The organism is Gallibacterium salpingitidis, from assembly GCF_001678495.1.
Taxonomy (GTDB): Bacteria; Pseudomonadota; Gammaproteobacteria; order Enterobacterales; family Pasteurellaceae; genus Gallibacterium; species Gallibacterium salpingitidis.
The window spans coordinates 40,845-66,736 of sequence record NZ_JTJL01000001.1 but is presented as its reverse complement, the minus strand read 5'-3'; the positions used below and the strand labels follow the sequence as shown (position 1 = coordinate 66,736).

Here is a 25,892-nt window from a genome sequence, read left to right as displayed (position 1 = left end):
GATACGAATCCAAGAGGTCTGGTAGATAGATACGGCTTGGTTTTGGAATCCAAGAATAGAACACCACAAATTACTTTTTATAATCAGAGCAAGGTTGAAAGTATAACAGCAGGCAAGGGCGTCGGCGTCCTCAGCATGGCTACCGATGACAATAAATTGCTTTGGAACAGTTCACCTGTAATCACAGAAAGCAGCTTTCCTTCTTACTTTATAGATAAGTATCTCCCCTATACTAAATCTGGCTACAAAGAAATCCTCCCCAAAGACACCAACGGCAGCAACCTCATTATGGATTATGGCGATGTCAGTGCTTTAGCATTCGGTTCAATTATACGCACAGGTCGCGATACCATCTATAAATACATGGCCGGTGCACTGTCCTACACAGATGACAACAAAGGCAACAACATCGGTGCGATACGCTCTGAATATCAAGATGGGAAGAACAACCCTTTTAGAAGGAATTCGCGATCAGGTACTGTGCAAACGGTGGTAGATGGCAATGGTTTGCATTTGATGTCTTACGGTTCAGGTGAGAACGGCACAAACGTTGCCACCGAAAAAACCACGGTCACCCTACTTAATCCTGACTCATCCACTGATTCCAGTCTTTACGATTACGATAAAGGTAAAAAATCGTTCTCCTCTAACAGCAAGAGTAGTCAGTATTCTGTGATTTTTGCAACGAGTAACAATAAGGGAAATCACACCACCGCGGGTAACGCTACTGGTTTTGGCATAGGAACAGGGAACAACCAGCTAGGATTGTTAGTAGGTACCTTAGCAGCAGGGAGCTATACAGGATCAAATTCTGCCGGTGGGTTTATGCCGAGTGTATTTACTGGCTTTAATAATGGTTACACTCCCACAGAAGCTGGCCAACCCACTATTTTCCCGAGCCTGAATACAAGTGCATCTAAAGCTAACGGTGAGCGAGCTGGTGCCGTTGTCTACGGTTCTTATAACAGTGTTATCGGTAACTCTGGGCTTGCTATCGGTAACCTTAACCGTGTTTACGGTAATGGCGGGGTTGTCATTGCTAATACGTCTATTGGCGATGCTTATAGCTCAGTAGGACGCTTTGGTATCACCATGGGGTTTAACGTAAAAGCTGGTGAATGGTCTCGACAAAGCGTCGCCATCGGTGCCAATATGCAAGCTGTCGGCTATGGTAATATTATCCTCGGTGGGGGGGGGCAAAATAAATTCTATGGCACTACGGGCGGATGGAACGATATATTCAACACAGACGGCACCTACCAAACTGTAGGAAATGTCTTAGCCAAGAACGATCAATCAGGCATGCGCTTCTGGGGTAATCTTAATACGGTTATCGGTGCTGATAACCGCACCGAAGGCTTTAACCCTAATGTAGGACAAGGCGATGCCGTCTTCAAGAACGAAAAGAACAAAGACGACGGTGGTATGGGCGATGGTTTCTATAATCGTATTGCCAATAACTCAGTCACTGGTTCAGACAACAGCATCCGTGACCTCTCTTTCCGCAACAGCATATTTGGATCGGAAAATATCCTCACCAGTGGTGATGATAATATGCTGATTGGTTCCAAAAATAATATCCAAGCCGCTTATTCAGGTGCTAGTCTGGATAATAAGAGCTTTAATGGGTTAGTTGATAACACAGAAGAAATTTCCAAACTGTATCTTATCAAAAGCGATAAAACTAACCTACTCACCTCTCGTAAAAACTCGGTGATAGGCTCTTCTAACACCATTGGTTATAATTCAGCTAATAACTTCTTAGCAGGGTCTAATAACTATATTAACTTTAATATTGCTACAGCCGACTTTGCTCAAATTAAAAATGCTGACATCTCCACTTACTTAACAAGCAACACAAAGGGAGCATGGTCAAACGCCAATTTAATCAAAACGGCAGCTAATAACAATATCGTCCTCGGTTCCAATATTGCGATTGGTACAGGCACTCAAAACAACACCCTATTAGGTTCTAATATTATTGTTGCCAACAACCAAACCAATAACTACGCCTTGGGTTCTAATATCCTCTTTAATGCAAGCAATGCTTATGTACTTGGTTCTAATGTTAATGTAATCAGTAATAACTCTGTTTATATTGGTGATTATTCTACCGCAACTTTAAAGAAAACAATCAATACTGCAGGTGAATCAGGTTTTACTAATTATACAATACGCGGTATGACCTTTAATTTTGCTGGAATTGGAGAGACAGATGGTGGCGTAGTAACCTTTGGTCGTATTGAAAATGGTAAATCAGTAGGTCGTGTGTTACAAAATGTTGCTCCAGGTTTAATTGGACCAAATTCGACCGATGCAGTTAATGGTTCACAACTTTATGCATTATGGAACTTCGTCAATAATAACACCGTAAACTTTGTTACCGGCAGTGGTGGAGCAACTGTAACGCAAAATGAACCGAATCGTGAGGAGAGTAATACTGGTGGCAATTCTTCAGCTGCGACTACTCAGCCTAATACTCCACCTAATACAGATACTTCAACAGTACCATCGGCTGGAGAAACTACCAATAATACTGAACCAGCAGAAAATGCTACTAACACTAACAACAGTAGTACAACTAACAAACTAGAACCAAATACCTTTAATGTTCATGTAGAACAAACTGTTGCTTATGTTGATGATGGCGGTGACAAATTGACTAAAGTAAAAGGTAAAGATGGCAAGTTCTATTTCTATAAAGAGAAAGATACTTCTGGTAAAGCCTTTAATGCTACTGATGGTAAATGGTATGAGATTAATGGGAATACGTTAGAAGCATTGAGTGATGAACAGGCGCCAAAACAAGTAGCAGATGAACACGTCTTAATGGTTGCTAAATTGGTTAATCCGAAAGATGGTTCCGTCACTACTCCGGCACAATTAGCAAATATTGCCAGTGCCTTAAATGTAGATACTAAAGAGGCTCCAGTAAGTCAAGATAAAGCACGTGAAGTTGTCGCTGGTAGTAACAAAGATGGTAACGGAGGCTTGTTAGCGAAAAGCGGTACAAAGATGAATACTGCTGCTAACCTTTCCGATTTACAAGCCGTTGCTCAAGCAGGCACTACTTTTGTTGATGATCAAGGTAATGAAATACATCGTCCATTAGGAACTGCGTTGAATATTAGAGGCGGAGCGACCGGTGAGTTAAGCAGCAACAATATCGGTGTTGTTAAAGCTGCTGACGATACCTTGGAAATTAAATTGGCGAAAGAGCTTAAAGGCTTAACTTCAGCACAATTTATTGATGACAATGGTAATACAACAGTGGTTAACGGTAATGGTATTACTATTACCAACAGCAATAATCCGCAACAACAGGTTAGTGTAACCTCAAGCGGATTAAATAACGGCGGTAATCGTATTACTAACGTTGCACCGGGTGTCGCTGATACTGACGCGGTTAATTTGGGACAAATGAAACAAGCGCTAGGTGGTCAAATGAAAGATTTATCGGAAGATATTGATGGCGTTGCAGCAACAGCCGGTGCAATGTCTGGATTGCCACAAGCTTATATTCCAGGTAAGAGTATGGTCGCAATTGGTACTGGAGCACATCGTTCACAACAAGCAGTAGCAATTGGTATTTCTCGTGTTTCTGATAATGGTAAGATCGTATTGAAACTTAATGCGGGACATAATACTGCAGGAAATACCACTGTCGGTGCAGGCGTTGGCTTCCAGTTCTAACGTTGATTAACGTTTAGCGAGAAAGGCAGAAGATTATTCGATCTTCTGCCTTTGTTTTTTAGGTATCTTCAAGAACAAGAAAGATTTAGATCATTTATAAATCAAAATGCTGCTAAGAATTTTTCTTCAATAAAATAAAAAATTAAGCGCCACTTTTACAGCAGCGCTTAATCAACTTGCTAAGATTATGCCTTTTGTGAACGTTCTAATTGTTTCTTATATTTCACTAACTTATCTTTAATACGGTTACGTTTCAGTGGCGATAAATAATCAACAAACATCACTCCATTCAAGTGATCGATTTCGTGTTGAATACAAATTGCCAATAAACCGTCTGCTTCTAACGTAAAAGGTTCGCCTTGGCGATTGAGTGCTTTCACAGTTACTTTTTCTTTACGAGCAACTAAACCGCGAAAACCCGGCACTGATAAACAACCCTCTTCAATACCAGTTTCACCGCAACTCTCAACAATTTCTGGATTTATCAATACCAGTTGATTGCTTTTATCGCCTTCAACATCAATGGTAATAATACGTTGATGACGATTAACTTGTGTTGCTGCAAGCCCGATTCCTTCTTGTTCGTACATTGTTTCAAACATATTATCAATAAACTCGCGAATCTCATCATCTACTACTTCAACCGGCTTCGCGATCGTTCTCAATCTCTCATCTGGAAAACACAATACTTCTAAAATAGCCATTTTTCTTCCTCTTTTTTGCAAACAACGCATTTTACTGATTTTTTATCTAATTAACAGCGCGATTTGTTTCTATGATGTAACAATTTTTCTGTAATGTTCGATCAGTTTCACAAATTCCACCACGAATCTCTGACATCTACTACGCTTTCAATATGCTATTTCTTTTTTAGTAAGATTCATTATGCAGACTTTAACAACTCTACTTCGTCTTAGTTTATTGCCGCAATTTGGTGCTACTAAAATCGAGCAATTATTAGAACAGATTTCATTAGCTGATTTGCTAGCATACGATCAGACACAATTACGTCATATTGGTTGGACAACAGCGCAGATCAATGCTTGGTTTTCACCTAATCAACAGTTAATTGATGAATTACTTGCTTGGCAACAGCAACAACATCACCAGATGATTACTCCGTTCGATGCACAATATCCGCTATTACTTCGTCAAACCAAAGCGGCGCCGCCCATTTTGTTTGTCAAAGGTAACATTAATGCGTTGTCTGCGCCACAAATCGCTGTCGTAGGTAGCCGCTATTGTTCGCCATATGGCGAGCATTGTGCTAAAACCATTACCAGTGAACTCGCACAAGCAGGGCTTACCATTACCAGCGGTTTAGCGCTAGGTATTGACGGCATCTGTCACCAGGCTGCACTACTTAATCAAGGAAAGAGCGTTGCGGTATTAGGCTGTGGTTTAAATACCATTTACCCTGCGCGCCATCGAAAATTAGCGCAACAGATTTTAGATACAGATGGCGCCTTAGTATCGGAACTGATTCCCGATACACCGCCCATTCCGGAAAACTTTCCACGTCGTAATCGTATTATTAGCGGATTATCTTTTGGTACTTTAGTGATAGAAGCTTCAGCTAAAAGCGGTTCATTAATTACTGCTCGTTACGCATTAGAACAAAATCGCGAAGTTTTTGCTGTACCCGGCGCACTAGATAATCCTTTGAGTCAAGGTTGTCACCATTTAATTAAACAAGGCGCTTGGTTAGTGGAAAGCGGACAAGATATTTTAGAAATTTTGGCGCCGCAAATCGCTGCCGTAACGCCTTTGATACCAAGCGAAAATACCACTATCAGTGTCAAAACTACAACCAAATCCACTGCACCAACAACCGTAATCAAACCTGATATTCCGCCGCAGCATCAAGCGCTTTATCAACAACTCAATACTGCTACACCTATATCGCCTGATGAATTAGCCATTGCCTTGCAATGTCCAATTGAACAACTGTTAACGGATTTGCTGGAATTAGAAATGTTAGGTGTGATCCAACAAATCCGCGGTGGTTATGTACGCTGCTATTAAGCTTTAAAAGGAGTCACTATCGCGCAATAAATGGACATTGCCTTTACGCCGTAAAAAACCAGAACGGTCAAAATATTCTATTAATTGCACCGCTAATTTACGACCAAATTGGAAATGATCGCGCACTTCATTAACTGAAATAGCGCCATGTTCCAATAAATAGCTTTTTAACCATAAAGCAAAACGTTGAATATCTTCCTGACGGAAAAAACGATCTTTCACAATCGGTACCAAATAGCCCATTTTGCCTGCTTTATACATAAAACGGCGCATCTGATCTTCATCAATCGCCAATAAATTCGCCATATCGCGTACCCAAATTGGCTGATCTGTTTTAGCAAATTCCGCTTGCACTTGCAGCCACAATTGTTGCTCTGATGCAGAAAAAGCAATCTGATGTTGCGGTAGATGCAGCCAGCCATTGGTTTGCAACAATTTCTTATCCGCAATTAATTGTTCGATTAAATGTAAAATCAGCGGCATCGGTTGGTTTAATGCCGCCATACGCCATAAACGCGCCTTACTAACACCTAATTGATCTTGATGTTGTTGATGAAAAGTTTCTAACGCCGCTAACAGTAATTTTTGCTGATATTGCTGATATTCAGTTGAAAACAACCAATCGCGGAAAATATGCCATGTTTCTTGTTGCTGCAAAGAAGTAATTTGCGCCGTTGTTAGTTGTTCCATCCATTGCACTTGCGCTAATGGCAACGCCTGTTGCTGTAAATAATAATGAATTCGTTGGTGACTATGATGACAAGCCAATAATTTTTGCAAATAAGCAAAACGCTCAGCGCTGCGTTTATGACGTTTTGGTGAATTAATTTCTAATACTTTCGCTCCAGCCAAGGTTTGTTGATCATCACCATTACGCAAAATTAATTTATCATCCACTGCGATAAATAGCGGTTTATCTAAAATCACTTCCGCCAAAATCATTTCTGGCAACCGAATTAAAACATTCAATTTCCCAATAGTATGACTGGCAGCGTGATAAATATGGACTGCCTGTGAATCTTGTATCGTGTGAACTGAATTTAAAGCAACGGTAATGCGATCTGTCGCCAATAAAGTGGTTAAACTGCTTAACCAATCGCCGCGGCTAATATCATCTTTATCCAATTCCATAGCAAGATTTAATGCTACACGCTGCCCCGCCACCCCAATTGTTGATGGCTGATTTTGCGCGTGAATCGCTTTGATCCTCACTGTTTGCTGTTGATCAGAAAGATAAACTTCATCACCAACACTCACTTTGCCGCTAAATACAGTGCCCGTCACGACTAAACCCGCACCTTTGACATTAAAGACACGATCAATCGCATAACGGAACGGTTTGTCTTGTCGAGCATAATTGGTTAATTGGCTAAGATACTCTTTCAACGCATCAATACCAGTACCTGTATAAGCGGAAGTGATAAAGGTGGGACTATCGACTAAAAAAGGAAATTGTTGGTGAATTTTTTGCAACAACTGCATAATTTGTTCGGACTCAACGCGATCCGCTTTAGTAATCACCACAATGATCTGTTTAAATTGCAACAGTCTTAATAGTGTTAAATGTTCTATTGTTTGCGGTTTGATGCCTTCATCTGCCGCCACCATTAACATCGCATAATCAACACCACCTAAACCAGCCAACATATTTGACAAAAATTTTTCGTGCCCAGGAACATCAATAAAGCCTAAAATCTTATCGTCCACAGGCAAATAAGCATAACCTAAATCTATTGTCATACCGCGTTTTTTTTCTTCTGGCAGACGATCTGCATTAGTACCTGTTAAAGTTTGTAATAATGCTGTTTTACCGTGATCAACATGACCTGCTGTTACAATAATCATAATTCATTCACCGTTGTTAATAATGCCTCAATATCCGCAACACTGCGTAAATCCAACCATAATTTATCCGCCTCAATTCGTCCAATAATCGGTTGTGATAACGTTTTAAGTTGTGTCACTAATTGATATAAATCTTCGCTTTTCGTCGATTTTGGCTGCAATGTTACTGCAATAGATGGAATTTTTGCTGTAGGTTGTGAACCGCTACCGATTTGTGCATCACTATTATTGATAGCAATCTCAAAACGCTCTGCTAATTTTTGCTGTAATGCTTGCTGTAATTGTTGTGCATTTTCGGTTAATTGCGTTAAATCCGCAGTTAATGCGTTTAATGTTGGTAAGGACTGCGCCAAATTTTCCGGCTCTAAATACAAACGTAATGTTGCCTCTAAACCGCTTAGAATCACTTTGTCACAACGTAAAACACGTTTTAATGGGTGCCGTTGCAATTGATCTATCCATTCCTGTTTACCGACAATAATACCTGCTTGTGGCCCGCCTAATAATTTATCGCCAGAGAATGAAATTAAATCTACGCCTGCTGCTACTTTTTGTTGTACTTGTGGTTCATAAGGTAAACCGTACTCACGAAAATCAATTAAGGCGCCACTGCCTAAATCCGTTATCACAGGGATACCTTTCTCTTTCCCTAGTTGCACTAATTCTTCTTCACTGACACTTGTCGTAAAACCAACAATCTGATAATTGCTGCTATGTACTTTTAATAGCAACGCTGTATTTTCGTTGATCGCTTGTGCATAATCGCGTAAATGGGTGCGGTTTGTCGTTCCTACTTCAACTAATTTACAGCCAGCTTGCGCCATAATATCGGGAATACGAAATGCGCCGCCAATTTCAATCAGCTCACCACGAGAAATAATGACTTCTTTGCCTTGAGCAAAAGTCGCTAACATCAACAACACCGCTGCCGCATTATTGTTTACGACACAAGCGGCTTCTGCACCAGTTAAACGCGCAATCAATTCGCTTATTGCTTGATCACGATGTCCTCGTTTCCCTTGTTGTAAATCGAATTCCAATGCCACATTCTGCCGCATTGCATTTACCGCTGCTTGCTGCGCTGCTTCTGACCAAATCGCTCGTCCCAAATTGGTATGCAATACTGTACCAGTTAAGTTATGCACAGGTTGGATATTTACTTGGCGCTGTTGCTGTAATTGTTGTTGGATATGTTGCAGAAAACTCTGCTCTGTTTGGCAATAATCTGGCAGTTGTTGATGTTGTTTAATTTGCTCACGTGCCTTTTCTAACTGAATACGCATCATATTTACGGTGGCAATGTGACCAAATGTTGCTAATAACTGAGTACCAAATTCTGTTTTTAATAAACGATCAATAGCGGGGAGTTGTCGATAGAGCGCAGACATAAGTATTTCCTAATCATTAAGCAGACTTAAATAATACTGTTTTTATCGAAAAAATTCAGTAAAATGAAGCCTCTTTTCCCAATGTTCTTCGTGAATAATCAGTGTGGAAGGTCGTCGTCTCCGGTGAGGCGGCAGGACTTCAAATCCTGTTAAGGCTGCCAGCAGTCTTGGGTGGGTTCGACTCCCATGACTTTCCGCCAGAAATATTGCCAGATAAGCTCCTAACCAATAAATCCTTCGACATCAAAAGGTATCTGTTATGATTTATTTCACTTCTGATCTCCATTTTTACCATGACAATATTATCAAACATACCAATAGACCATTCCGTAATGCTGAACAAATGGATAGTGCATTAATTCGTAATTGGAATAACACTGTTACACCATCAGACGAAATTTATATTCTAGGCGATCTCACCTTAAAAGGCGCGGAACGTGCTAATACTGTTCTGCGCCAATTAAATGGTAAAAAATATCTGATTCGCGGTAATCATGAACATTATCTGGAGCAAAAAGAGTTTGACCGCAGTTTATTTGTTTGGGTAAAAGACTATTACACTCTACATTATAAAAATGCAGCTTTTGTGTTATTTCATTATCCAATTGCGGAATGGGACGGCTTCTATCGTGGCGCTTACCATTTACATGGTCATCAGCACAATCGCGCCGAATACAATTTTAATAATCGTGCCAACAAGCTATTACGATATGATGTTGGTGTCGATGCCAATCAAATGAAACCCGTTAGTATAGAAACCATTTTGGCTTTTTTCAGTGAGGCATAAAAATTGGACTATCTTGTGTATAACGCAAAATAGTCCAACTTCTTGTTGCTGATCTCCTTTCACCAATATTACTGCACATTCCTTGTTGCAGTATAAATATGGATTACGCTAATTTATCTGCAATTTGTTGTACTCGTGCAACATAAGCCTTAACTGTTTCGATATCACCTTGTGGGATTTCCTCAACAGAAGCATCTGCCGGAGTTTGTACTAATGCACCAACTGAACCACCTAAGTTATTAATATCAGTACGTTGTGCTGCTTTGCTATTTGCCGAAGCCAAGCCTAAACTCACCCAAATACCACCATGTTGTGAAGCTAAAGTTTGCATTGAAATTAAGGTTACTTGTTTATCACCATTAAAACTTGCACTGTTAGTAAAGCCACCAAAAACTTTATCTTGCCAACCTCTAACAAACCAAATTTTAGATGTCGCATCAGCAAATTTCTTAAATTGCCATGGTGCATTACCCATATAAGTTGGCGCACCAAACACAATAGCATCAGCTTGATTTAATGTTTGCCATTGTGCCTCTGTTAATTCACCATTTTGATCGATTTCAACTAATTCTACACCTGGTCTTACTGCCGCTTCGGCGATTTTACGGGTATGACCATAACCTGAAAAATAAACAATTGCTAATTTGCTCATTTAAAAATACTCCATTAAAAAATATGAGAAATCATAAAAAGATTGTTGCAGTTTAGATAACTGTGGCACAGGGAACAATGATGTTTTTTGCAAAACATCGTTTCCAAATAAGAAATAATTAAAATGCAAGACTTAGAACAAAATAATAAGTGGTAATAAATTAAGCTAATTTGAATTCAACACCTGAATTACTTAATTCTAATTTAGTTTGTTCAGAGATATTTCTATTAGTAATGAGCAAATCAACTTTATTCATCGGTAATACTAAATTAAAGCCACTTCGATTAAACTTCGTAGAATCTACTACACAGATAACCTTTGCTGAAATATCTGCCATTACCACACTGATACCGTACCCTTCATTGAAAGTTGTTAATCCTACTTTAGGATCTACTCCATCAGCACCAACAAACATAAGATCAGCACGAATACCTTTTAAAGAATTCTCTGTCATCGTACCATGCATAGAACGAGTTTTATGGCGAACATAACCACCACAAATAACTAATGTAATATCAGGTGAATCAGAAAGAATTGAAGCCGCAGGCAAATTATTCGTAATCACTGTAATATTTTTCACCTTCACCAACTCCATCGCAAGCATCATTGTAGTACTTCCACTATCAAGAATAATGGTATCGCCTTCTTTTACGAGGCCTACTGCCACTTTAGCAATTTCAATTTTTGGATCACGTGAAAGCTGATAACGTTCATCTAACAAGGTTTCTTCTTGCTGTACCTGCTGGGCTTGTGGTTGAGAAAGATTTGTTGGTAAACCGGCGCCACCATGAAAGCGTACCAGCAGATTTTGCTCTTCAAGAACACGTAAATCTGTACGAATAGATACTTCAGAAACATTAAATTGTTTCGCTAATTCTGCTACTACAACAGAACCTTTTTCGCGTAATAATTCAATTATCGTATTTCGACGTTCAAACGTATTCATATAAACTCCTTGGAAAGAGCGTGTTATTTAGATATACACGCTCCCGGCTTTTCGAGGTAGTATAGCTGATTTCAGCATTCAATTAATCAAATTTTAGAACAATTTTTCCGTTCATCGGTTTGCCATCAAGCTTTTTAACTGCATCAATGTAATCTTCAATATCATTGACAGATAGAATTAGTTGATCAATTTTAATACTTCCTTTATCCACTAATTCCGCAGCTTTTGTCCATTCCGAACCTGGCCATGGTTTTGAATAATTCATCCAAGACCCTAAAACCATCAATTCTTTACGCAGAATTTGACCAAAAACTTTTTGATTTAAAGTTAAATCATGGTGTAAAGTGCCAATTAAACCAATTTGCGCACGTGGCCCCGCAATCTGAATTGCCAATTCAACTGTTTTTGGCACACCAGCAGTTTCCAGAATTAACTGATCAAACCGATTATCATTCAGTTGCTCATAAATCTGTTCTGCACTTAAATTCATCGAGTTAAATGTTTTATCTACACCTAACTCCTCGGCTAAATCCAACTTCTCTTGATTGATATCAATCACACTTACTGTTTCTGCACCAAGTGCTTTTGCTGCTTGAGCAGCAAGCAGGCCAATAGTACCTGCGCCAACAATAATGACATTCTTGTTTTCACAACCATTTGCTAAATTAATTGCATGTAACCCAACAGTAATTGGTTCAATAAATGAGTTATACAGCGGATTAGATTTAGCATTTACTTTAACTAAATTATGTTTATTAACACAAACATATTCCGCATTAGCCCCATTACGTCGTGATCCAACAAAAGTGTAATTTTTACAAAGAGAATAAAATCCTTTTTTACACTCCTCACATTCAAAACATGGTAATAAAGGTGCACAAATAACTTGATCACCAATTTTAAACTCTGTTGCTTTTGACCCTGTTTCAGCAACAAATCCACTAAATTCATGACCTAAAACTATAGGATAAAAATGCGTACCTTCATGAAAAATGCGTGGAATATCTGAGCCACACACTCCAGAAAATTTTACTTTGACTAACACATCTTCAGCGTTTTCAATTTGTGGAGTTTCAATATTTTCAATTACTAACTCACGATTAGCTTTTACAACAGCTGCTCTCATATCTACACCTCTTATTTCTCTACCACATTTTGTGTCGCTAATTCTGCTTTTTCAGCTGCTTTTGCCCGTTTCCATGTCATGAAAATTGCTAAGAAATACACCACACCAAGGACAAGCAGCCCAGCAACATTTTCAAAAGTTAGAAGTTGTACCAGTAGATAAGTAATTGGCGCACCACCCTGATCCATTGAACCAACTAATTCGCCTGTTTTTAAAGTACCAGCATTCGCTGCTAATTGTGTTACTAACGGAATAGTTTGTGTAGCAACCCATAAAGTAATGGACATAATGATGATTCCAGAAACTAATGTTCTAAACAAATTACCTTTATGTACTGCCACAGCCATAGCAACAAAGAAACCGATAGTCGCTAAATCCCCAAATGGCAATACTTTATTTGTTGGTAACAACACTGCAATTAAAATTGTGACTGGAATAAAGAGTAAACTTGCCGAAACAACTGAAGAGTGACCAAGTAATAACGCAGGATCCAAACCGATTAAAAATTCTTTACCACCGAATTTCGCTTGTAATTTCTTACGAGCATGTTTTGCGATTGGAGTTAAACCATCCATAATTGGTTTAATGACACGAGGCATCAATAGCATAACCGCCGCTGTTTTTACTGCTAATTGAAGAATATCTTTTATCGGATAACCAGCTAAGATACCAATGATAGCCCCGATGATGAAACCGACAGTAACAGGTTCACCTAATGTACCGAAACGTTGCTGTAAATTATCTACTGAGAAATTAATCTTATTTAATCCAGGAATTTTATCGATAATACTATCAATCAATACCGCAATTGGTCCCAAATAGGCTGATGTACCATGTGGAACTGCGATACCATCTAATTCGAAATAATGCTTAGTATCTCTACTAAACCAATCACCCAATTTATAAGCAAATCCCGCATGTATCACGACTCCTAAAATACCCAACCAATATGAACCTGTCGCGATATGCACAATTGCGCCAGTAAAAGTCATATGCCAAATATTCCAGATATCCACATTTACAACACGTGTCATTTTCAACACTAACATTAAAATATTAACTGCTATAGCAATTGGAATTGCAATTAATGCAATCTGCGATGCCCATGTAATCGGTGCTGTACCTGGCCACCCCAAATCAATTACTTGTAAATCAATATCAAAATTATAAGCCATAGCTTTTGCGGCTGGCCCAATACTATCCAGCATCAAACCGATTACCAATCCAATCCCAACAAAGCCAATACCAATTTGTAATCCAGATTTGAAGGAATCGCCAAATTTCATCCCTAGTATTAATGAGAAAATAATAATTAGGATTGGTAGCATTACCGCAGGACCAAGATCCAAAATATACTGCATGATTTCAGAAAACATAATTTACCCCCTTATGTCATCGGTTATTTAACTAACTCATTATTAGTTTTTCAAAATACCCACTATTTTTTCCTTAAGTTCATCTATACCTACACCAGATACAAATGGCATACCATGAACTAATGGAATATCACCAAAATCACGAGTCAATTTTGAAGTAGTACAAATTAAGTCTGTTCCATCCAGATAAGTATCAATTTCATTAATACGACATTGCACTAATTCCAATGAAATTCCATGTTCTTTGCATAACTCCTGAATTTCTTCAGCAGCCAAAGTTGAAGTTGCAACTGCACCACCACAAGCGACAATAACTTTCTTTTTCATGATCCACTCCTAAAGTTGTAAGTTTTGCTGAATTAGATTTGGTAAATCTATATCAGCCGTTTTGATCAAATCTTCGACAAAATCATTATCTTGTAATTTACCGAAGAGCTTACGTAATATAACCAATTGATCTTTTGGATCGGTCACCACTAAAGCAATAATTAATTCAGCATTCACCGTACCATCCTCATCAGGTCGATTAAATTTCACAACTTGATTAGGGCGAATCACACAAATAGCAGGTTTAAGTGCATGACTTGCATCACAATGCGGAATAGCAACGGCATGATGTTCTAACATTATTCCTGTTGGAAAATCGGCCTCACGCTCAAAAATCGCCTCACGATAGCTTTCTTTCACAATTCCTTCTTTAATGAAAGTATCTGCTAAGTGATGAAACACTTCATCATAAGACGCAAATTCAATATTGGTTTTGATAAATAGATTTGGTGTCATACTGTTTCTCCATAACAGCCATAGGCATAATCAGCAAGAACTTGCTGAATTTTATCGAAAATAAGTGTTGTCGGTTTTACAGCAATTTCACCTTTAATCGCTTTACGATATTGATCAGGTAAATATTGGCTTAATAAACCTAATGGTATTTCTTCTCGTGATAAATTATCGATAAGTTTTTCTACCGCCGCATTAATACGTTCATTCGGCCAGTAATAACGGATACGATCAGATAAACTGAAATGTAGATCAATTATGGCTTTTGAATGTTGCAATGAATAATATTTGCTCCAGTATTTTGGTTCATCTTGCATAACTTGGTCAATTACACCTAATAAATAACTCCTTTTTTCAGGTGATATCAATTCATCTTCAACACGAGCTAAAGCGAATAATGCTTCACGTAACGCAAACGTTAAAGCTGGTCCAACTTTCAAAATCGCAAAATGATCTTTCACTAAATTACGATATGCAGCTGGTGTTTGATAATCAGTTGAATGCGCTTCGAAAATATATGGTGTTTCCTCGATAAATTTTGATAATTCAGCTGCCAATTCTGGTTTATATAAAATGACTTTTGAATGATCAAACTCTACACCTGGTTGCACAACCACACCTACAACTCGATCAAAGGCACTTCGTAAACCACGTTTCTCAAATGCTTCTCTATGTGTTTCAATGGTTTCTTTTGCACGCTCTACTGTTGTTACATCTACTGTTGAAATAGCATGAGCCTCACCTCCTGGAACAGGTACTTCTGTACCTACAATATAGCTAATATTTGCTGTCTGTTCTGGCGATAATGCACTTTCAATTGCCAAACATAATTCTGCCGCTCGATCTGCAACTACCAATGGATCCAATGGAACTGGATCATCTGCACACGACATTGATGCATCTAAATGAATTTTTGTAAAACCTGCTTTTGCATATTCCACTACTAATTCTTTGGCTTTTTTCATTGCTTCAGTAGCCGTTTCTCCTTGCCAACAATTAGGCCCCAAATGATCTCCTCCCAAAATCAATCGTTGTTTTGGAAATCCAACTTTTTCTGCAATGCTATACACGAAATTTTTGAAATCTACCGGTTTCATCCCTGTATAACCACCAAATTGATTGACTTGATTTGATGTTGCTTCAATTAACACATCATTTTGTGAATTCAAATCAAAACGAAATGCTGCTTCAATCACCAAAGGATGTGCAGAACACACTGAAGTAATCCCTACCGCTTGACCTGATTTATGATTTCTTAATAATTTTTTCATTGTTATCCCCCTATTTTGTAATTGCATTGGCTGTCGCTGATAAAACAACATTTAACTGTTTGATAATTTTTACCCCCTGATCTAACAGCCAGACTTTTGCATTTTCTGCATCTGTTGTTTTAAATACTTCTGCAGCGCCAGCCCATGTTGCTCGCCCACATAGCACTCCATTAAAATGTGAACCTGCTGATTTCGCAAATTTCAATGTTTCCTGAAATAATTCTGGTGAAACTCCAGCACTCAAGAAAATAAAGGGCAAATGGGTAGATTCTGATTGTTCCTTAAAAAAAGATTTCGCCTGTGCCTGCGTATAAAGCACCTCAGAGCCAAAACCTTCCACAAAATTCATATTTACAGGTACTTCTACTTTTAATACATCAACATTAAATCGTGATTCAGAAAATAATTTCATCGCATCAATCACTTTACGTGGTCTTAACTTTTCGAATTCTTTTTTATCCGAAACTAAAGAATCATAAGTTAAAATTTCTAAAAAAAATGGCATATCTTCGGCTACACATTCCGCACCAACTCTTTCAACAAAAGCCATCTTTACATCATTAATGACTGCCCCTTCATCAATATCGATATAAAGTAATAACTTGACTGCATCAGCCCCCTTCTCTTTTAACCGTTTTACAGATACTCCATCAATTAAGTCTGGGAAACGACCAATCTTAGCTTTATCATAGCCAGTCTTCTCATAAGCCATAATCAGACCACAGTTTTTATCTTTTAATTCAGCACCTTTCCAACCATATTCAGGATCCAATAAAATTGCTGATGCATATGGCGTTAATGTATTTGCTACTAGTCCTTTAAAGGTTTGCAATTGTGTATCTGTTGCATCTTCACCTAACATTCTCTTTAGTGCCCCTCGCTGATCAATGGCAAGAGCACGAAAAATTTTGTCTTCCCCATAAAGTTTCTGTAAACGCTGCTGTTTCAAAGTAGGCATAAGATTTCTCTCCCTTTCGATTTTTTAATTACTTTCAATATCTTTTGATATTGCAATCATATTCTTATTTTTTATTATTTAAAGTGAAATTTTTCAAATTTAAGATCTAGATCACAAAATAAATGAAATTATACGAAAGAATATCGAAAGATAACAAAAGATAAAATGATGGAAAGGAGTCGAAACTGATATTAATATTTAACTAAGTTCTACTATGTAATCAGAATAGAAAAACAAAACAGCTATTTCCCTCAAGAAAATAGCTGTTCACTTAAACACAGAATGAATGAGTAATCTAATTAAATGTTATTGTTTGATAATACTTATTACGTCCACCTCCGTTTTTTTACCATAATGATCAACTTTGCCATAAATCAAGATTTTCTCTTTTGTGGGAATGGTTGAATACTGCTGTACCTTTTTATCAATTTTTAATTCTAATATGCCTGTATCGTCTTCAAATAGATAACGTTTCTCATCGATACGGCTAATGATTTTTCCTGATAATTTGACAGTACTGTATTGTTCTGCTTTCATCGCTTGTGCGACAGTATGTGTTGCTTCCGCGGCATATGTTGATGGCGCTATACTCACCACAAAGGCCAATAATGCAAGGAAAGAAAGTTTTTTCATTTTCTACACTTCCAATTGATTTTTCGCACTACGTACAATCCCATCTAACCACTCTTGATGTCCATTAATCATTGGATTTGGAACTGTCTTCGCTAACTCTTGCGCTGGTTTTCCTTTTTGCGATTCTTGCGTCAAAATACGTACACGACCGCCATCCAGATCTTCAATTAACCATGCATGAATCACATCTAAACGTTGTTCACTACCCATTTCACCATCCCAACCATGCCAAGAAATTCTTGCTGGTTGTCCAGCTGCTGGTGCGACATATTCGGTAATTTCAGCCTCAATTGGAAAACCAAAAGTTCTAAAGAAAAAACGTGCATTTTCATACAACGCAGTACCTTGATAACCATTGTGAAACTGGATATCTGATACATTGCTGTAATAATGCGGCCAATACTTGCTATCATTAAGATATTTCCAGACATCTGCAGTAGTTAATCCTGCAACAATCACTTCATTTGAACAGAAATTATCAGTAAAACCAGGTGTATAATCTTTCGGCCAATTAATTGAATTTTGCATTAATACATTCCTTTATCTAAAACTAATCTATTAATTGCGCAGTATAATTAGCCTTCAAAGATAAGTTAAATCAGCTCTCACAATACCTCGTATTACTTTATCTGATATTAGAAAATGCTCTTGAGGATGATATGAAGAACCTACGTACTCTAGATTTAAATCTGCTAAAAGCCTTTAATGCTTTAATGGAAGAAAAAAGTGTTAGTAAAGCGGCACATAAATTAGCCATAACTCAACCAGCAATGAGCGGAATATTAACTCGTTTACGTGAGAGTTTTGATGACCCTCTATTTGTGCGTGTACAACGCGGTATGCAACCTACCAATCGTGCACTCGAATTAGCGCCAAGAATTAAGAATCTATTAGCCGAAGCTGAATTATTACTGCAACCAGCGATTTTTGATCCTAAAACCGCTGAAATGACCGTTAGATTTGTTTGTACTGATTATGCAATGCGTGCGGTTATTGTTCCATTCTTGAAATTACTCAAACAACAAGCTCCAAACATTAAAGTTGCTGTTTTAGCTATTTTGGATAACACAGTGCAAAAGCAATTAGAACAAAATATTATTGATTTCGCGATCGTAACTCCGGAATTTAAAGCACCTGATATTTATGCTAAACATTTATATGATGAACAATATGTTTGCGCAGTGCGGCAAGATCACCCAATTGCAAAGCAAACACAATTATCTCTCGAACAATTCTGTCAATTGGAACAAGCATTAGTTTCCTATCATGGTGGCAGTTTTTCAGGGGTAACTGATGAAGCTTTAGCAAAACAAGGATTAAGCAGGAACGTTACGCTTTCTGTACAAAATTTTATTGTGTTGCCAGATATTCTACAAAATAGTGATTTATTGGCTGTCGTACCAAAACGCTTAGTCCATCATCTCGATAACATTAAATTGTTTGAACCGCCAATCCCAATCCAAGGCTTCAGTAAAATGCTAGTCTGGCACGAACGCACACATCGTGATCCAGCGTTCCAATGGCTTAGAGAGAAAGTTGTAGAAGCTTGTCAGTTATCAGCTTAAAAAACTTTCAAAATATAAAAAAGAGTTGTCCTGCTACTTAGCAAGACAACTCTTTCTTCAATGATAAATATTAATTACTTAATTAACGCTTTCGCTTCAGCAATCGCTTCAGCAACACGTTGTGGTGAAACACCGCCTTTCGCACAACGTTTATTTAAGCAAGATTCTAAGGAAAGAATCGCATAAACATCTTCACTAATCACATCACTAAAGCGTTTGAATTCATCAACACGTAATTCTTCCAACGCTTTTGCTTTACTAATTGCATAAACAACAGCTTCACCAACAATATGATGTGAATCGCGGAACGGCACTCCTTTAGCAACTAGGTAATCGGCCAATTCGGTCGCATTTGAATAGCCTTTTAACGCTGCATTACGCGTTTTTTCGTGATGTACTTTAATATCTTCTAACACCAACGCTGCCATATCTAAACAAGCATGCCAAGTGTCTAAAGCATCAAAAATGCCTTCTTTATCTTCTTGCATATCTTTGTTATAGGCTAATGGTAAACCTTTCACCGTTACCAACATTCCGTTTAATGAACCAATCACACGTCCAGCTTTACCACGAATTAGCTCACACGCATCAGGATTTTTCTTTTGCGGCATTAAAGAAGAACCTGAAGTAACACGATCAGAAAGTTCTAAAAAGTTCGCTTCACCGCTGTTAAAGATAATTAAATCTTCTGCATAACGAGAGAGATGCACCATACTAATAGAAGCGGCAGATAACAACTCCATAATATGGTCACGATCTGAAACGCTATCTAAACTGTTGCGAGTAGCACGTGTAAAGCCTAAATCTTTCGCTAATTGTTCTCTATCAACGGCATACGCTGTTCCAGCCAACGCTCCCGAACCTAATGGACAAGTATCTAAACGACGATACGCATCCGCCAAACGAGAATAGTCACGTTCTAACATTTCAAAATAGGCCATACACCAATGTGCAAACGAGATAGGTTGGGCACGTTGCAAATGAGTATAACCCGGCATCACTGTGTTTTGGTTATTTTCAGCCGTAAAGATAAGTTGGCTTTGTAGATGACGAATGGCTTGTTGCAATGAGGTAATTTCTTGTTTACACCAAAGTTTAATATCTAATGCAACTTGGTCATTACGGCTACGTCCTGTGTGTAACTTTTTGCCTAAATCACCAACTTTTTCAATGAGTTTACTTTCCACCCAACTATGAATATCTTCTGCATCATCTTGCAAAATCATTTCTGGGTTGTTGGCAACAACCTCTTTTAATTCAAGCAATGCAGCTTCTACTTGTTTTTGTTCTGCTGCGGTAAATACATTTACACTAACTAATGCTTTAGACCAACCAATTGAACCGTCAATATCTTGTTGAGCTAAACGATAATCAAAACGTAGTGAGTCATTAAAGGTTTTAAAACGCTGATCTGCCGCTTGTGTGAAACGGCCGCCCCAAAGTGCCATAATTACCTCAATAAAAAATGAAACCGCCAATAAATGGCGGAAGTTAAATTAAACAAATACCTTAGTTAAGGCAGAATTCTGGTGCCAATACATTGGCCTGCAAATAAATCAGCTAATTTTTCAGGCTTTTTCCAATTGGCAATTTCGACAGCTTGATTTAATGCCTGCGCAGCGACTAATGCCGCTTCAACTTTGACAATCATACCATCTGTAATCACATGATCATCTATTAATTTTTGAATTTGTGATGAATTTAACTCTGGCAATAGATTTTTTTGTTGATCCAACACGCCATCAACATCAGACAGCATCACCAATTCACCTTGCAAAAGAGTTGCAATCGCTGTTGCAGCTTGGTCTGCATTAACATTCATTAAACGCCCTGCTGCATCAATCGCAATGGAGCTAATAATTGGTAAAAATTGGTTTGCTAATAATGTGGTTAATAATGCTGCTTGATTTGGTGCAACTTTTGCAACGTGACCAAGCTCTGGATCAAGTTGTTCAGCCAACGTTACATCACCATCACCCAAACTGAAACCAACTGCATTTAAACCTGCAACTTTTGCAGTTGCAACTAACTTTTTATTCGCTATGCCAGCTAATGCGCCAGTAATAATTTCCACTTGATCTGGCGGTGTAATTCGCAAACCTTGTTTCTTACGCACAGGTAACTGCAAACGTTGCATTAATTCATCAACAATACAACCACCACCATGCACAATGACAATATCACGCTGCTGTTTTTGTTTAAATTGTGCCAAAGTGGTCAATAGATTTTCCATTGCCTGCGGTGTATCTAATAATGCACCGCCTACTTTAATAATTAATGGTTTCATATTAAATCAATCCTAATGTCGGCTTAAATCCATAACGGATATTGGCACATTGCACCGCTTGTGCTGCCGCCCCTTTCAATAAATTATCTTCTGCACCAACAACAATAATGTGCTGATCTTGCACAGCAAATGCAATATCACAATATGGCGTAAATTCTACCGCTTTGATGCTTGGGAAACCCTTATCATAGACGCGCACTAACGGCTTATCTGCATAAACTTGTGCAAAAACCGCCTTCACTTGCTCAGCTGTTACTCCTGCTTTTAATTTCGCAGTAATGGTTGCCAAAATACCACGTTTGAAATTACCCAAATGTGGGGTGAAAATGACTTCACGACCTAAATGGGTAGAAATTTCTGGTTGGTGACGATGATTAAAAATGCCATACGGATTTAAACTCACTTCACAAAAACTAGAGGTTAAGCTCGCTTTACGCCCTGCACCGCTCACACCACTTACCGCATTAATAACTGGTACTTGTACATCATCTAATAAATCGTTCTCAATCAAAGGTTTTAAACAAAGTTGCGAAACGGTTGGATAACAACCCGGTACTGCAATTAAATCTGTCTGTTTAATTTGCTCTTCATTCCATTCCGCTAAACCATACACCGCTTGTTGTAATAATTCAGGGTATTGATGCGCAAAGCCATAAAACTTCGGATAAAAATCCGCTTGATTAACACGATATGCACCAGAAAGGTCAAATACTTTGCAGTTATTAGCTAAGAAAATCGGCGCTAATTGATGGCTGACTTCGTGTGCTGTTGCCAAAAAAACACAATCTGCTTGTTGTGCTAAGGCAGTCAAATCTTCTGGCAAAGGTTGTAATACCAAATCAACGACTGTTTTTAATTGTGGATAAATCTCAGAAATAGGTTTATCTTTATCCAGACTATTTGCCGAAACATATAGCCCGCAAAGTTCAAAATTAGGGTGTTTGACAAGGATGTTTGCGAGTTCAGCCCCTGTATAGCCGCTCGCACCAATGATGAGTGTTTTTAGCATAATTTCATAAAATAGTGATTAATTATGCTAATATTTTGCATAATTATTTTATTTGAATCAATGTTTATTTGAGGTAACTATGGCAAATCTTCCAGATTTTCTTTCTTTATATTCTCAACTTATTGAAATTCCAACTATCAGCAGTTCAGATAATCCTACTTTAGATCATTCGAATAAACCGCTTATTGATAAACTTGCCAACTGGCTTACAGATCTTGGCTTTAAAGTCGATGTACTACCGATTGAAGGCTCAAATCAAAAATACAATCTATTAGCAACATATGGTTCCGGCGAGGGCGGTTTGCTCTTATCTGGTCATACCGATACTGTTCCTTTCGATGCAGGACGCTGGCAATTTGATCCTTTTAAATTAACTGAACAAAATGGCCGTTTTTACGGTTTAGGCTCTGCCGATATGAAAGGCTTTTTTGCCTTTATTGTTGATACCTTACGCAATCTCGATCTGACTAAACTACAAAAACCGTTACGGATTTTAGCAACCGCTGATGAAGAAACTACTATGCTAGGGGCAAGAACTTTTGCGCAACACGCAGAAATTCGCCCTGATTGCGCGATTATTGGTGAACCAACTTCATTACAACCTGTAAGAGCACATAAAGGTCATTTTGGTGATGCTGTTACTGTAATTGGGCGCTCTGGACACTCTAGCGATCCAGATAAAGGCGTCAATGCAATTGAAATTATGCATCAAGCGACCGGCCATTTAATGCAGCTACGTAATGAGTTAAAAGAAAAATTTCATAATGAATTTTTTGCAGTACCACACCCAACAATGAATTTCGGTTCTATTCATGGTGGTGATGCAGTAAATCGTATCTGCGGTTGCTGCGAACTACAATTTGATATTCGTCCGCTACCAAATATGGGCTTAGAATCGTTAGACGAAATGGTTCAAGAAAAGCTGCAACCATTGATTGAACAATATGGCGATATGATTCAAATAAAACATTTGCATGAAGGTATTCCTGGTTATGAATGTTCACATAAAGCCGAAGTTGTTGCAGTAGTGGAAAAATTATTAGGTAAGCCTTGTGTATCAGCGAATTACTGTACTGAAGCACCATTTATTCAACAACTTTGCCCAACATTGGTTTTAGGCCCTGGCTCAATCGAACAGGCTCACCAACCAGATGAATTCCTCGCAGCAGAGTTTATCCAACCAACCAGAGAATTATTAGCTAAATTAATTCAACATTTTTGTGCTTAATCACAAGTCGGGCGGTAAACCACTATTTACCGTCTGATTAATAGTTGCCAATTTGGCAAAGAAGTAGAAAAATACTGCGTTTTTATTTATCACTAAAATTAGAAGTATTATGTTAGATATCGTCCTTTATGAACCTGAAATCCCACAAAATACAGGGAATATTATTCGTCTTTGCGCCAACTGCGGCTTTCGTTTACACCTAATTCATCCGCTTGGATTCCAATGGGATGACAAAAAGTTGCGCCGCTCTGGTTTGGATTATCACGAATTTACGACAATTAAGCATCACCAAAGTTTTGCTGAATTTTTGGATAGTGAAAAACCGAATCGCCTATTTGCGTTGACAACAAAAGGCGGCCCTGCACATAGTCAAGTACAATTCCAACTCGGCGACTATTTAATGTTTGGTCCTGAAACCAGAGGTATTCCCATGGATATTCTGAATACTATGCCAATTGAACGCAAAATCCGCATTCCAATGTGTGCAAACAGTCGTAGTATGAATTTATCCAATTCAGTTGCAGTCACCGTCTATGAAGCATGGCGGCAACTCGGTTATCAAGGCGCAATCAATCTCTATCAGGAGTAATAATGCAATCACTCATTCATGGTTTTTTGGTTTCTGGCGGACTAATCGTTGCCATTGGTGCCCAAAATGCGTTTGTTCTCAAACAAGGATTATTAAAACAACACGTTTTTGCTGTCGCATTAATCTGTTTTTTATGTGACGTTATCTTATTTAACCTTGGCGTGTTGGGTTTAGGTTCTTTTATTAGTGAACATCAAATGGCATCAATTACCTTAGCATTTGTCGGCGCTGGCTTTTTATTTATCTATGCTTTACGTGCTTGGCGCAGTGCCTATCGCGGTAACAGTAGCTTACAAATTTCCACTGAAAACCCTCAGCAACATTTGCTAAAAACCATTTTGATGACATTAAGCATTACATTACTTAATCCACACGTTTATCTAGACACTGTTGTGATTATTGGTGGAGTTGCAGGAACCTTAGTATTAAGCGAAAAAATTTGGTTTTTGTTAGGTGCAGTCCTTGCCTCTGGCAGTTGGTTCTTTGGTCTAGCTTATGGTTCCGCCTTATTAATTCCACTGTTCAAAAAGCCAATCACTTGGCGAATCCTCGATTTTGTGATCGGTATTATTATGTTGATGATTGCATGGGGATTATATCAATATGGAATGGGGTTGTTAGCCAGCTAAAATCTCGACAATTTGTAACAAATAGGGCTATAATCGCAACGTTTTTTACTTCACCCTTATTATTAACACTTATTAGAAGGAATACACAATGGGTTTAAAAAATGTACCTGCTGGTAAAGAATTACCAGATGATATTTATGTAGTAATTGAAATTCCAGCCAACTCAGATCCAATTAAATACGAAGTAGATAAAGAAACCGGCGCATTATTCGTTGACCGCTTTATGGCAACTGCAATGTTCTATCCTGCAAACTACGGTTATATCAACAATACTCTTTCTTTAGATGGCGACCCAGTTGATGTTTTAGTACCAACTCCATATCCATTACAACCAGGTTCAGTGATTCGTTGCCGTCCAGTTGGCGTATTAAAAATGACTGATGAATCAGGTCAAGATGCAAAAGTTATCGCTGTACCACACAGCAAATTAACTAAAGAATATGATCACATTAAAGATGTAAACGATATTCCTGCATTATTAAAAGCACAAATCCAACACTTCTTTGAAAGCTACAAAGCATTAGAAGCTGGTAAATGGGTGAAAGTTGACGGTTGGGCAGACGCTGCTGCAGCTCGTGAAGAAATCTTAGCTTCATTTGAACGTGCGAAAAAATAATTGATATTAATAAATGTGTGAACTTAGTTCACACATTTATTGTTTATTATTCCATCTTACATTTCTTACTTCCTACTTATCTGGAATAAACAAAGCGAAACAAGAAAAAGAGGTGCGTGACATGGCCAGTGACGAGTCATATTTGAAGTACGTCCTTGATTTGCTTTCTGACGTTGAGCAGGTGTCAAGCCGAAAGATGATGGGGGAATACCTTCTCTACACCAACGGCATCCTGTTCGGTGGAATCTATGACAACCGCTTCATGTTAAAAGACACGCCCGCCGCTAGAGCCCTTCTCGAACAACCCAGATTGGAATCTCCGTATCCTGGCGCGAAGGACATGATACTCGTTGATACCGATAATCCAGAGCAGATTGCCAAAACAATCATAGCCATGCTGTCCGAACTACCCGCACCCAAGTCGCGAACCAAGAAGCGCTAGAACACGAACAGGCTGCGCCAGTCATAAAACGACCCGCCAGTCTGACC

Annotated in this window: 25 protein-coding genes and 1 tRNA gene; 10 read left to right on the top strand and 16 right to left on the bottom strand. The window is 38.4% G+C overall.

Features of this window, described 5'->3' with window-relative positions:
• Positions 1-288 precede the first annotated feature (288 nt).
• Positions 289-3,693: a YadA C-terminal domain-containing protein gene (locus tag QS62_RS00305; protein WP_066104138.1), complete on the top strand. Its 3,405-nt coding sequence runs from the start codon at positions 289-291 to the stop codon at positions 3,691-3,693.
• A gap of 185 nt (positions 3,694-3,878) precedes the next feature.
• Here the strand turns inward: QS62_RS00305 and def are convergent, their stop codons facing one another.
• Positions 3,879-4,397: a peptide deformylase gene (def, locus tag QS62_RS00300; RefSeq protein WP_066104136.1), complete on the bottom strand. Its 519-nt coding sequence runs from the start codon at positions 4,395-4,397 to the stop codon at positions 3,879-3,881.
• Positions 4,398-4,578: 181 nt separating this feature from the next.
• On the opposite strand from def, the gene dprA reads away from it, so the two are divergent.
• Positions 4,579-5,718, top strand: a complete 1,140-nt coding sequence (gene dprA, locus QS62_RS00295) for a DNA-processing protein DprA (RefSeq protein WP_066104132.1) — start codon at positions 4,579-4,581, stop codon at positions 5,716-5,718.
• Between the two features lie 3 nt (positions 5,719-5,721).
• Here dprA and selB read toward each other — a convergent pair whose 3' ends face one another.
• Together selB and selA are read right to left on the bottom strand one after the other, a co-directional pair.
• The gene (gene selB / locus QS62_RS00290) at positions 5,722-7,563 is read right to left on the bottom strand and encodes a selenocysteine-specific translation elongation factor (RefSeq protein WP_066104131.1); all 1,842 of its coding nucleotides are present in this window, start codon (positions 7,561-7,563) and stop codon (positions 5,722-5,724) included.
• Complete coding sequence (gene selA / locus QS62_RS00285) at positions 7,560-8,951, bottom strand: L-seryl-tRNA(Sec) selenium transferase (protein WP_066104129.1); 1,392 nt, start codon at positions 8,949-8,951, stop codon at positions 7,560-7,562. Before selA ends, selB begins: the two co-directional genes overlap by 4 nt.
• Before the next feature lie 105 nt (positions 8,952-9,056).
• Between selA and QS62_RS11955 the strand changes: the two genes are divergently transcribed.
• Positions 9,057-9,151 (top strand) — tRNA-Sec (locus tag QS62_RS11955).
• Positions 9,152-9,210: 59 nt separating this feature from the next.
• Positions 9,211-9,738 carry a metallophosphoesterase gene (locus QS62_RS00280; protein ID WP_066104126.1) on the top strand — a complete coding sequence of 176 codons (528 nt, stop codon included), beginning with the start codon at positions 9,211-9,213 and terminating at the stop codon, positions 9,736-9,738.
• Between the two features lie 103 nt (positions 9,739-9,841).
• On the opposite strand, the gene QS62_RS00275 is transcribed toward QS62_RS00280, so the two are convergent.
• From QS62_RS00275 to QS62_RS00230, 10 genes are all read right to left on the bottom strand, one after another.
• Positions 9,842-10,390 carry a flavodoxin family protein gene (locus QS62_RS00275; protein ID WP_066104123.1) on the bottom strand — a complete coding sequence of 183 codons (549 nt, stop codon included), beginning with the start codon at positions 10,388-10,390 and terminating at the stop codon, positions 9,842-9,844.
• Between the two features lie 160 nt (positions 10,391-10,550).
• Positions 10,551-11,336, bottom strand: coding sequence for a DeoR/GlpR family DNA-binding transcription regulator (locus tag QS62_RS00270; RefSeq protein ID WP_066104122.1), 786 nt, complete (start codon positions 11,334-11,336; stop codon positions 10,551-10,553).
• Between the two features lie 82 nt (positions 11,337-11,418).
• A complete protein-coding gene (locus tag QS62_RS00265; protein ID WP_066104121.1) occupies positions 11,419-12,462 on the bottom strand; it encodes an alcohol dehydrogenase catalytic domain-containing protein in 1,044 nt (347 codons plus the stop codon).
• Positions 12,463-12,473: 11 nt separating this feature from the next.
• Positions 12,474-13,838 (bottom strand): PTS galactitol transporter subunit IIC, encoded by a 1,365-nt coding sequence (locus tag QS62_RS00260; RefSeq protein ID WP_066104119.1) that lies wholly within the window; start codon positions 13,836-13,838, stop codon positions 12,474-12,476.
• 42 nt (positions 13,839-13,880) lie between these two features.
• On the bottom strand, positions 13,881-14,165 hold the full coding sequence (gene gatB / locus QS62_RS00255) for a PTS galactitol transporter subunit IIB (RefSeq protein ID WP_066104116.1): 285 nt from the start codon (positions 14,163-14,165) through the stop codon (positions 13,881-13,883).
• Positions 14,166-14,174: 9 nt separating this feature from the next.
• Complete coding sequence (gatA, locus tag QS62_RS00250; RefSeq protein WP_066104112.1) at positions 14,175-14,621, bottom strand: PTS galactitol transporter subunit IIA; 447 nt, start codon at positions 14,619-14,621, stop codon at positions 14,175-14,177.
• Positions 14,618-15,889 carry a tagatose-bisphosphate aldolase subunit GatZ gene (gene gatZ / locus QS62_RS00245; protein ID WP_066104109.1) on the bottom strand — a complete coding sequence of 424 codons (1,272 nt, stop codon included), beginning with the start codon at positions 15,887-15,889 and terminating at the stop codon, positions 14,618-14,620. Before gatZ ends, gatA begins: the two co-directional genes overlap by 4 nt.
• A gap of 10 nt (positions 15,890-15,899) precedes the next feature.
• A complete protein-coding gene (locus tag QS62_RS00240; protein ID WP_066104106.1) occupies positions 15,900-16,847 on the bottom strand; it encodes a tagatose 1,6-diphosphate aldolase in 948 nt (315 codons plus the stop codon).
• A 306-nt stretch (positions 16,848-17,153) separates the two neighbouring features.
• A complete protein-coding gene (locus tag QS62_RS00235) occupies positions 17,154-17,480 on the bottom strand; it encodes a YgiW/YdeI family stress tolerance OB fold protein (RefSeq protein ID WP_066104103.1) in 327 nt (108 codons plus the stop codon).
• A 3-nt stretch (positions 17,481-17,483) separates the two neighbouring features.
• On the bottom strand, positions 17,484-18,008 hold the full coding sequence (locus QS62_RS00230) for an SRPBCC family protein (RefSeq protein ID WP_066104101.1): 525 nt from the start codon (positions 18,006-18,008) through the stop codon (positions 17,484-17,486).
• Positions 18,009-18,139: 131 nt separating this feature from the next.
• Between QS62_RS00230 and QS62_RS00225 the strand changes: the two genes are divergently transcribed.
• Positions 18,140-19,045: a LysR family transcriptional regulator gene (locus QS62_RS00225; RefSeq protein ID WP_066104098.1), complete on the top strand. Its 906-nt coding sequence runs from the start codon at positions 18,140-18,142 to the stop codon at positions 19,043-19,045.
• 74 nt (positions 19,046-19,119) lie between these two features.
• Here QS62_RS00225 and argH read toward each other — a convergent pair whose 3' ends face one another.
• The 3 genes from argH to argC all read right to left on the bottom strand — a co-directional run bounded on the left by argH (position 19,120) and on the right by argC (position 22,341).
• The gene (gene argH, locus QS62_RS00220) at positions 19,120-20,493 is read right to left on the bottom strand and encodes an argininosuccinate lyase (RefSeq protein ID WP_066104094.1); all 1,374 of its coding nucleotides are present in this window, start codon (positions 20,491-20,493) and stop codon (positions 19,120-19,122) included.
• A gap of 65 nt (positions 20,494-20,558) precedes the next feature.
• The gene (argB, locus tag QS62_RS00215; protein ID WP_066104091.1) at positions 20,559-21,332 is read right to left on the bottom strand and encodes an acetylglutamate kinase; all 774 of its coding nucleotides are present in this window, start codon (positions 21,330-21,332) and stop codon (positions 20,559-20,561) included.
• A 1-nt stretch (position 21,333) separates the two neighbouring features.
• Complete coding sequence (gene argC / locus QS62_RS00210; protein ID WP_066104088.1) at positions 21,334-22,341, bottom strand: N-acetyl-gamma-glutamyl-phosphate reductase; 1,008 nt, start codon at positions 22,339-22,341, stop codon at positions 21,334-21,336.
• Between the two features lie 79 nt (positions 22,342-22,420).
• On the opposite strand from argC, the gene argE reads away from it, so the two are divergent.
• The 5 genes from argE to QS62_RS00185 all read left to right on the top strand — a co-directional run bounded on the left by argE (position 22,421) and on the right by QS62_RS00185 (position 25,845).
• The gene (gene argE / locus QS62_RS00205; RefSeq protein WP_066104085.1) at positions 22,421-23,569 is read left to right on the top strand and encodes an acetylornithine deacetylase; all 1,149 of its coding nucleotides are present in this window, start codon (positions 22,421-22,423) and stop codon (positions 23,567-23,569) included.
• 109 nt (positions 23,570-23,678) lie between these two features.
• The gene (gene trmL / locus QS62_RS00200; protein ID WP_066104082.1) at positions 23,679-24,158 is read left to right on the top strand and encodes a tRNA (uridine(34)/cytosine(34)/5-carboxymethylaminomethyluridine(34)-2'-O)-methyltransferase TrmL; all 480 of its coding nucleotides are present in this window, start codon (positions 23,679-23,681) and stop codon (positions 24,156-24,158) included.
• A gap of 2 nt (positions 24,159-24,160) precedes the next feature.
• Positions 24,161-24,787, top strand: coding sequence for a LysE/ArgO family amino acid transporter (locus QS62_RS00195; protein WP_066104079.1), 627 nt, complete (start codon positions 24,161-24,163; stop codon positions 24,785-24,787).
• Positions 24,788-24,875: 88 nt separating this feature from the next.
• Positions 24,876-25,403 (top strand): inorganic diphosphatase, encoded by a 528-nt coding sequence (ppa, locus tag QS62_RS00190; RefSeq protein WP_066104076.1) that lies wholly within the window; start codon positions 24,876-24,878, stop codon positions 25,401-25,403.
• Between the two features lie 121 nt (positions 25,404-25,524).
• On the top strand, positions 25,525-25,845 hold the full coding sequence (locus tag QS62_RS00185; RefSeq protein ID WP_066104073.1) for a TfoX/Sxy family protein: 321 nt from the start codon (positions 25,525-25,527) through the stop codon (positions 25,843-25,845).
• The last annotated feature ends 47 nt before the right edge of the window (positions 25,846-25,892 follow it).

Bases quoted from the DNA above. Each gene is read 5' to 3' on its own strand.
- QS62_RS00305 (WP_066104138.1), top strand. From the start codon at position 289: ATGGATTATGGCGATGTCAGTGCTTTAGCATTCGGTTCAATTATACGC.
- def (WP_066104136.1), bottom strand. From the start codon at position 4,397: ATGGCTATTTTAGAAGTATTGTGTTTTCCAGATGAGAGATTGAGAACG.
- dprA (WP_066104132.1), top strand. From the start codon at position 4,579: ATGCAGACTTTAACAACTCTACTTCGTCTTAGTTTATTGCCGCAATTT.
- selB (WP_066104131.1), bottom strand. From the start codon at position 7,563: ATGATTATTGTAACAGCAGGTCATGTTGATCACGGTAAAACAGCATTA.
- selA (WP_066104129.1), bottom strand. From the start codon at position 8,951: ATGTCTGCGCTCTATCGACAACTCCCCGCTATTGATCGTTTATTAAAA.
- QS62_RS00280 (WP_066104126.1), top strand. From the start codon at position 9,211: ATGATTTATTTCACTTCTGATCTCCATTTTTACCATGACAATATTATC.
- QS62_RS00275 (WP_066104123.1), bottom strand. From the start codon at position 10,390: ATGAGCAAATTAGCAATTGTTTATTTTTCAGGTTATGGTCATACCCGT.
- QS62_RS00270 (WP_066104122.1), bottom strand. From the start codon at position 11,336: ATGAATACGTTTGAACGTCGAAATACGATAATTGAATTATTACGCGAA.
- QS62_RS00265 (WP_066104121.1), bottom strand. From the start codon at position 12,462: ATGAGAGCAGCTGTTGTAAAAGCTAATCGTGAGTTAGTAATTGAAAAT.
- QS62_RS00260 (WP_066104119.1), bottom strand. From the start codon at position 13,838: ATGTTTTCTGAAATCATGCAGTATATTTTGGATCTTGGTCCTGCGGTA.
- gatB (WP_066104116.1), bottom strand. From the start codon at position 14,165: ATGAAAAAGAAAGTTATTGTCGCTTGTGGTGGTGCAGTTGCAACTTCA.
- gatA (WP_066104112.1), bottom strand. From the start codon at position 14,621: ATGACACCAAATCTATTTATCAAAACCAATATTGAATTTGCGTCTTAT.
- gatZ (WP_066104109.1), bottom strand. From the start codon at position 15,889: ATGAAAAAATTATTAAGAAATCATAAATCAGGTCAAGCGGTAGGGATT.
- QS62_RS00240 (WP_066104106.1), bottom strand. From the start codon at position 16,847: ATGCCTACTTTGAAACAGCAGCGTTTACAGAAACTTTATGGGGAAGAC.
- QS62_RS00235 (WP_066104103.1), bottom strand. From the start codon at position 17,480: ATGAAAAAACTTTCTTTCCTTGCATTATTGGCCTTTGTGGTGAGTATA.
- QS62_RS00230 (WP_066104101.1), bottom strand. From the start codon at position 18,008: ATGCAAAATTCAATTAATTGGCCGAAAGATTATACACCTGGTTTTACT.
- QS62_RS00225 (WP_066104098.1), top strand. From the start codon at position 18,140: ATGAAGAACCTACGTACTCTAGATTTAAATCTGCTAAAAGCCTTTAAT.
- argH (WP_066104094.1), bottom strand. From the start codon at position 20,493: ATGGCACTTTGGGGCGGCCGTTTCACACAAGCGGCAGATCAGCGTTTT.
- argB (WP_066104091.1), bottom strand. From the start codon at position 21,332: ATGAAACCATTAATTATTAAAGTAGGCGGTGCATTATTAGATACACCG.
- argC (WP_066104088.1), bottom strand. From the start codon at position 22,341: ATGCTAAAAACACTCATCATTGGTGCGAGCGGCTATACAGGGGCTGAA.
- argE (WP_066104085.1), top strand. From the start codon at position 22,421: ATGGCAAATCTTCCAGATTTTCTTTCTTTATATTCTCAACTTATTGAA.
- trmL (WP_066104082.1), top strand. From the start codon at position 23,679: ATGTTAGATATCGTCCTTTATGAACCTGAAATCCCACAAAATACAGGG.
- QS62_RS00195 (WP_066104079.1), top strand. From the start codon at position 24,161: ATGCAATCACTCATTCATGGTTTTTTGGTTTCTGGCGGACTAATCGTT.
- ppa (WP_066104076.1), top strand. From the start codon at position 24,876: ATGGGTTTAAAAAATGTACCTGCTGGTAAAGAATTACCAGATGATATT.
- QS62_RS00185 (WP_066104073.1), top strand. From the start codon at position 25,525: ATGGCCAGTGACGAGTCATATTTGAAGTACGTCCTTGATTTGCTTTCT.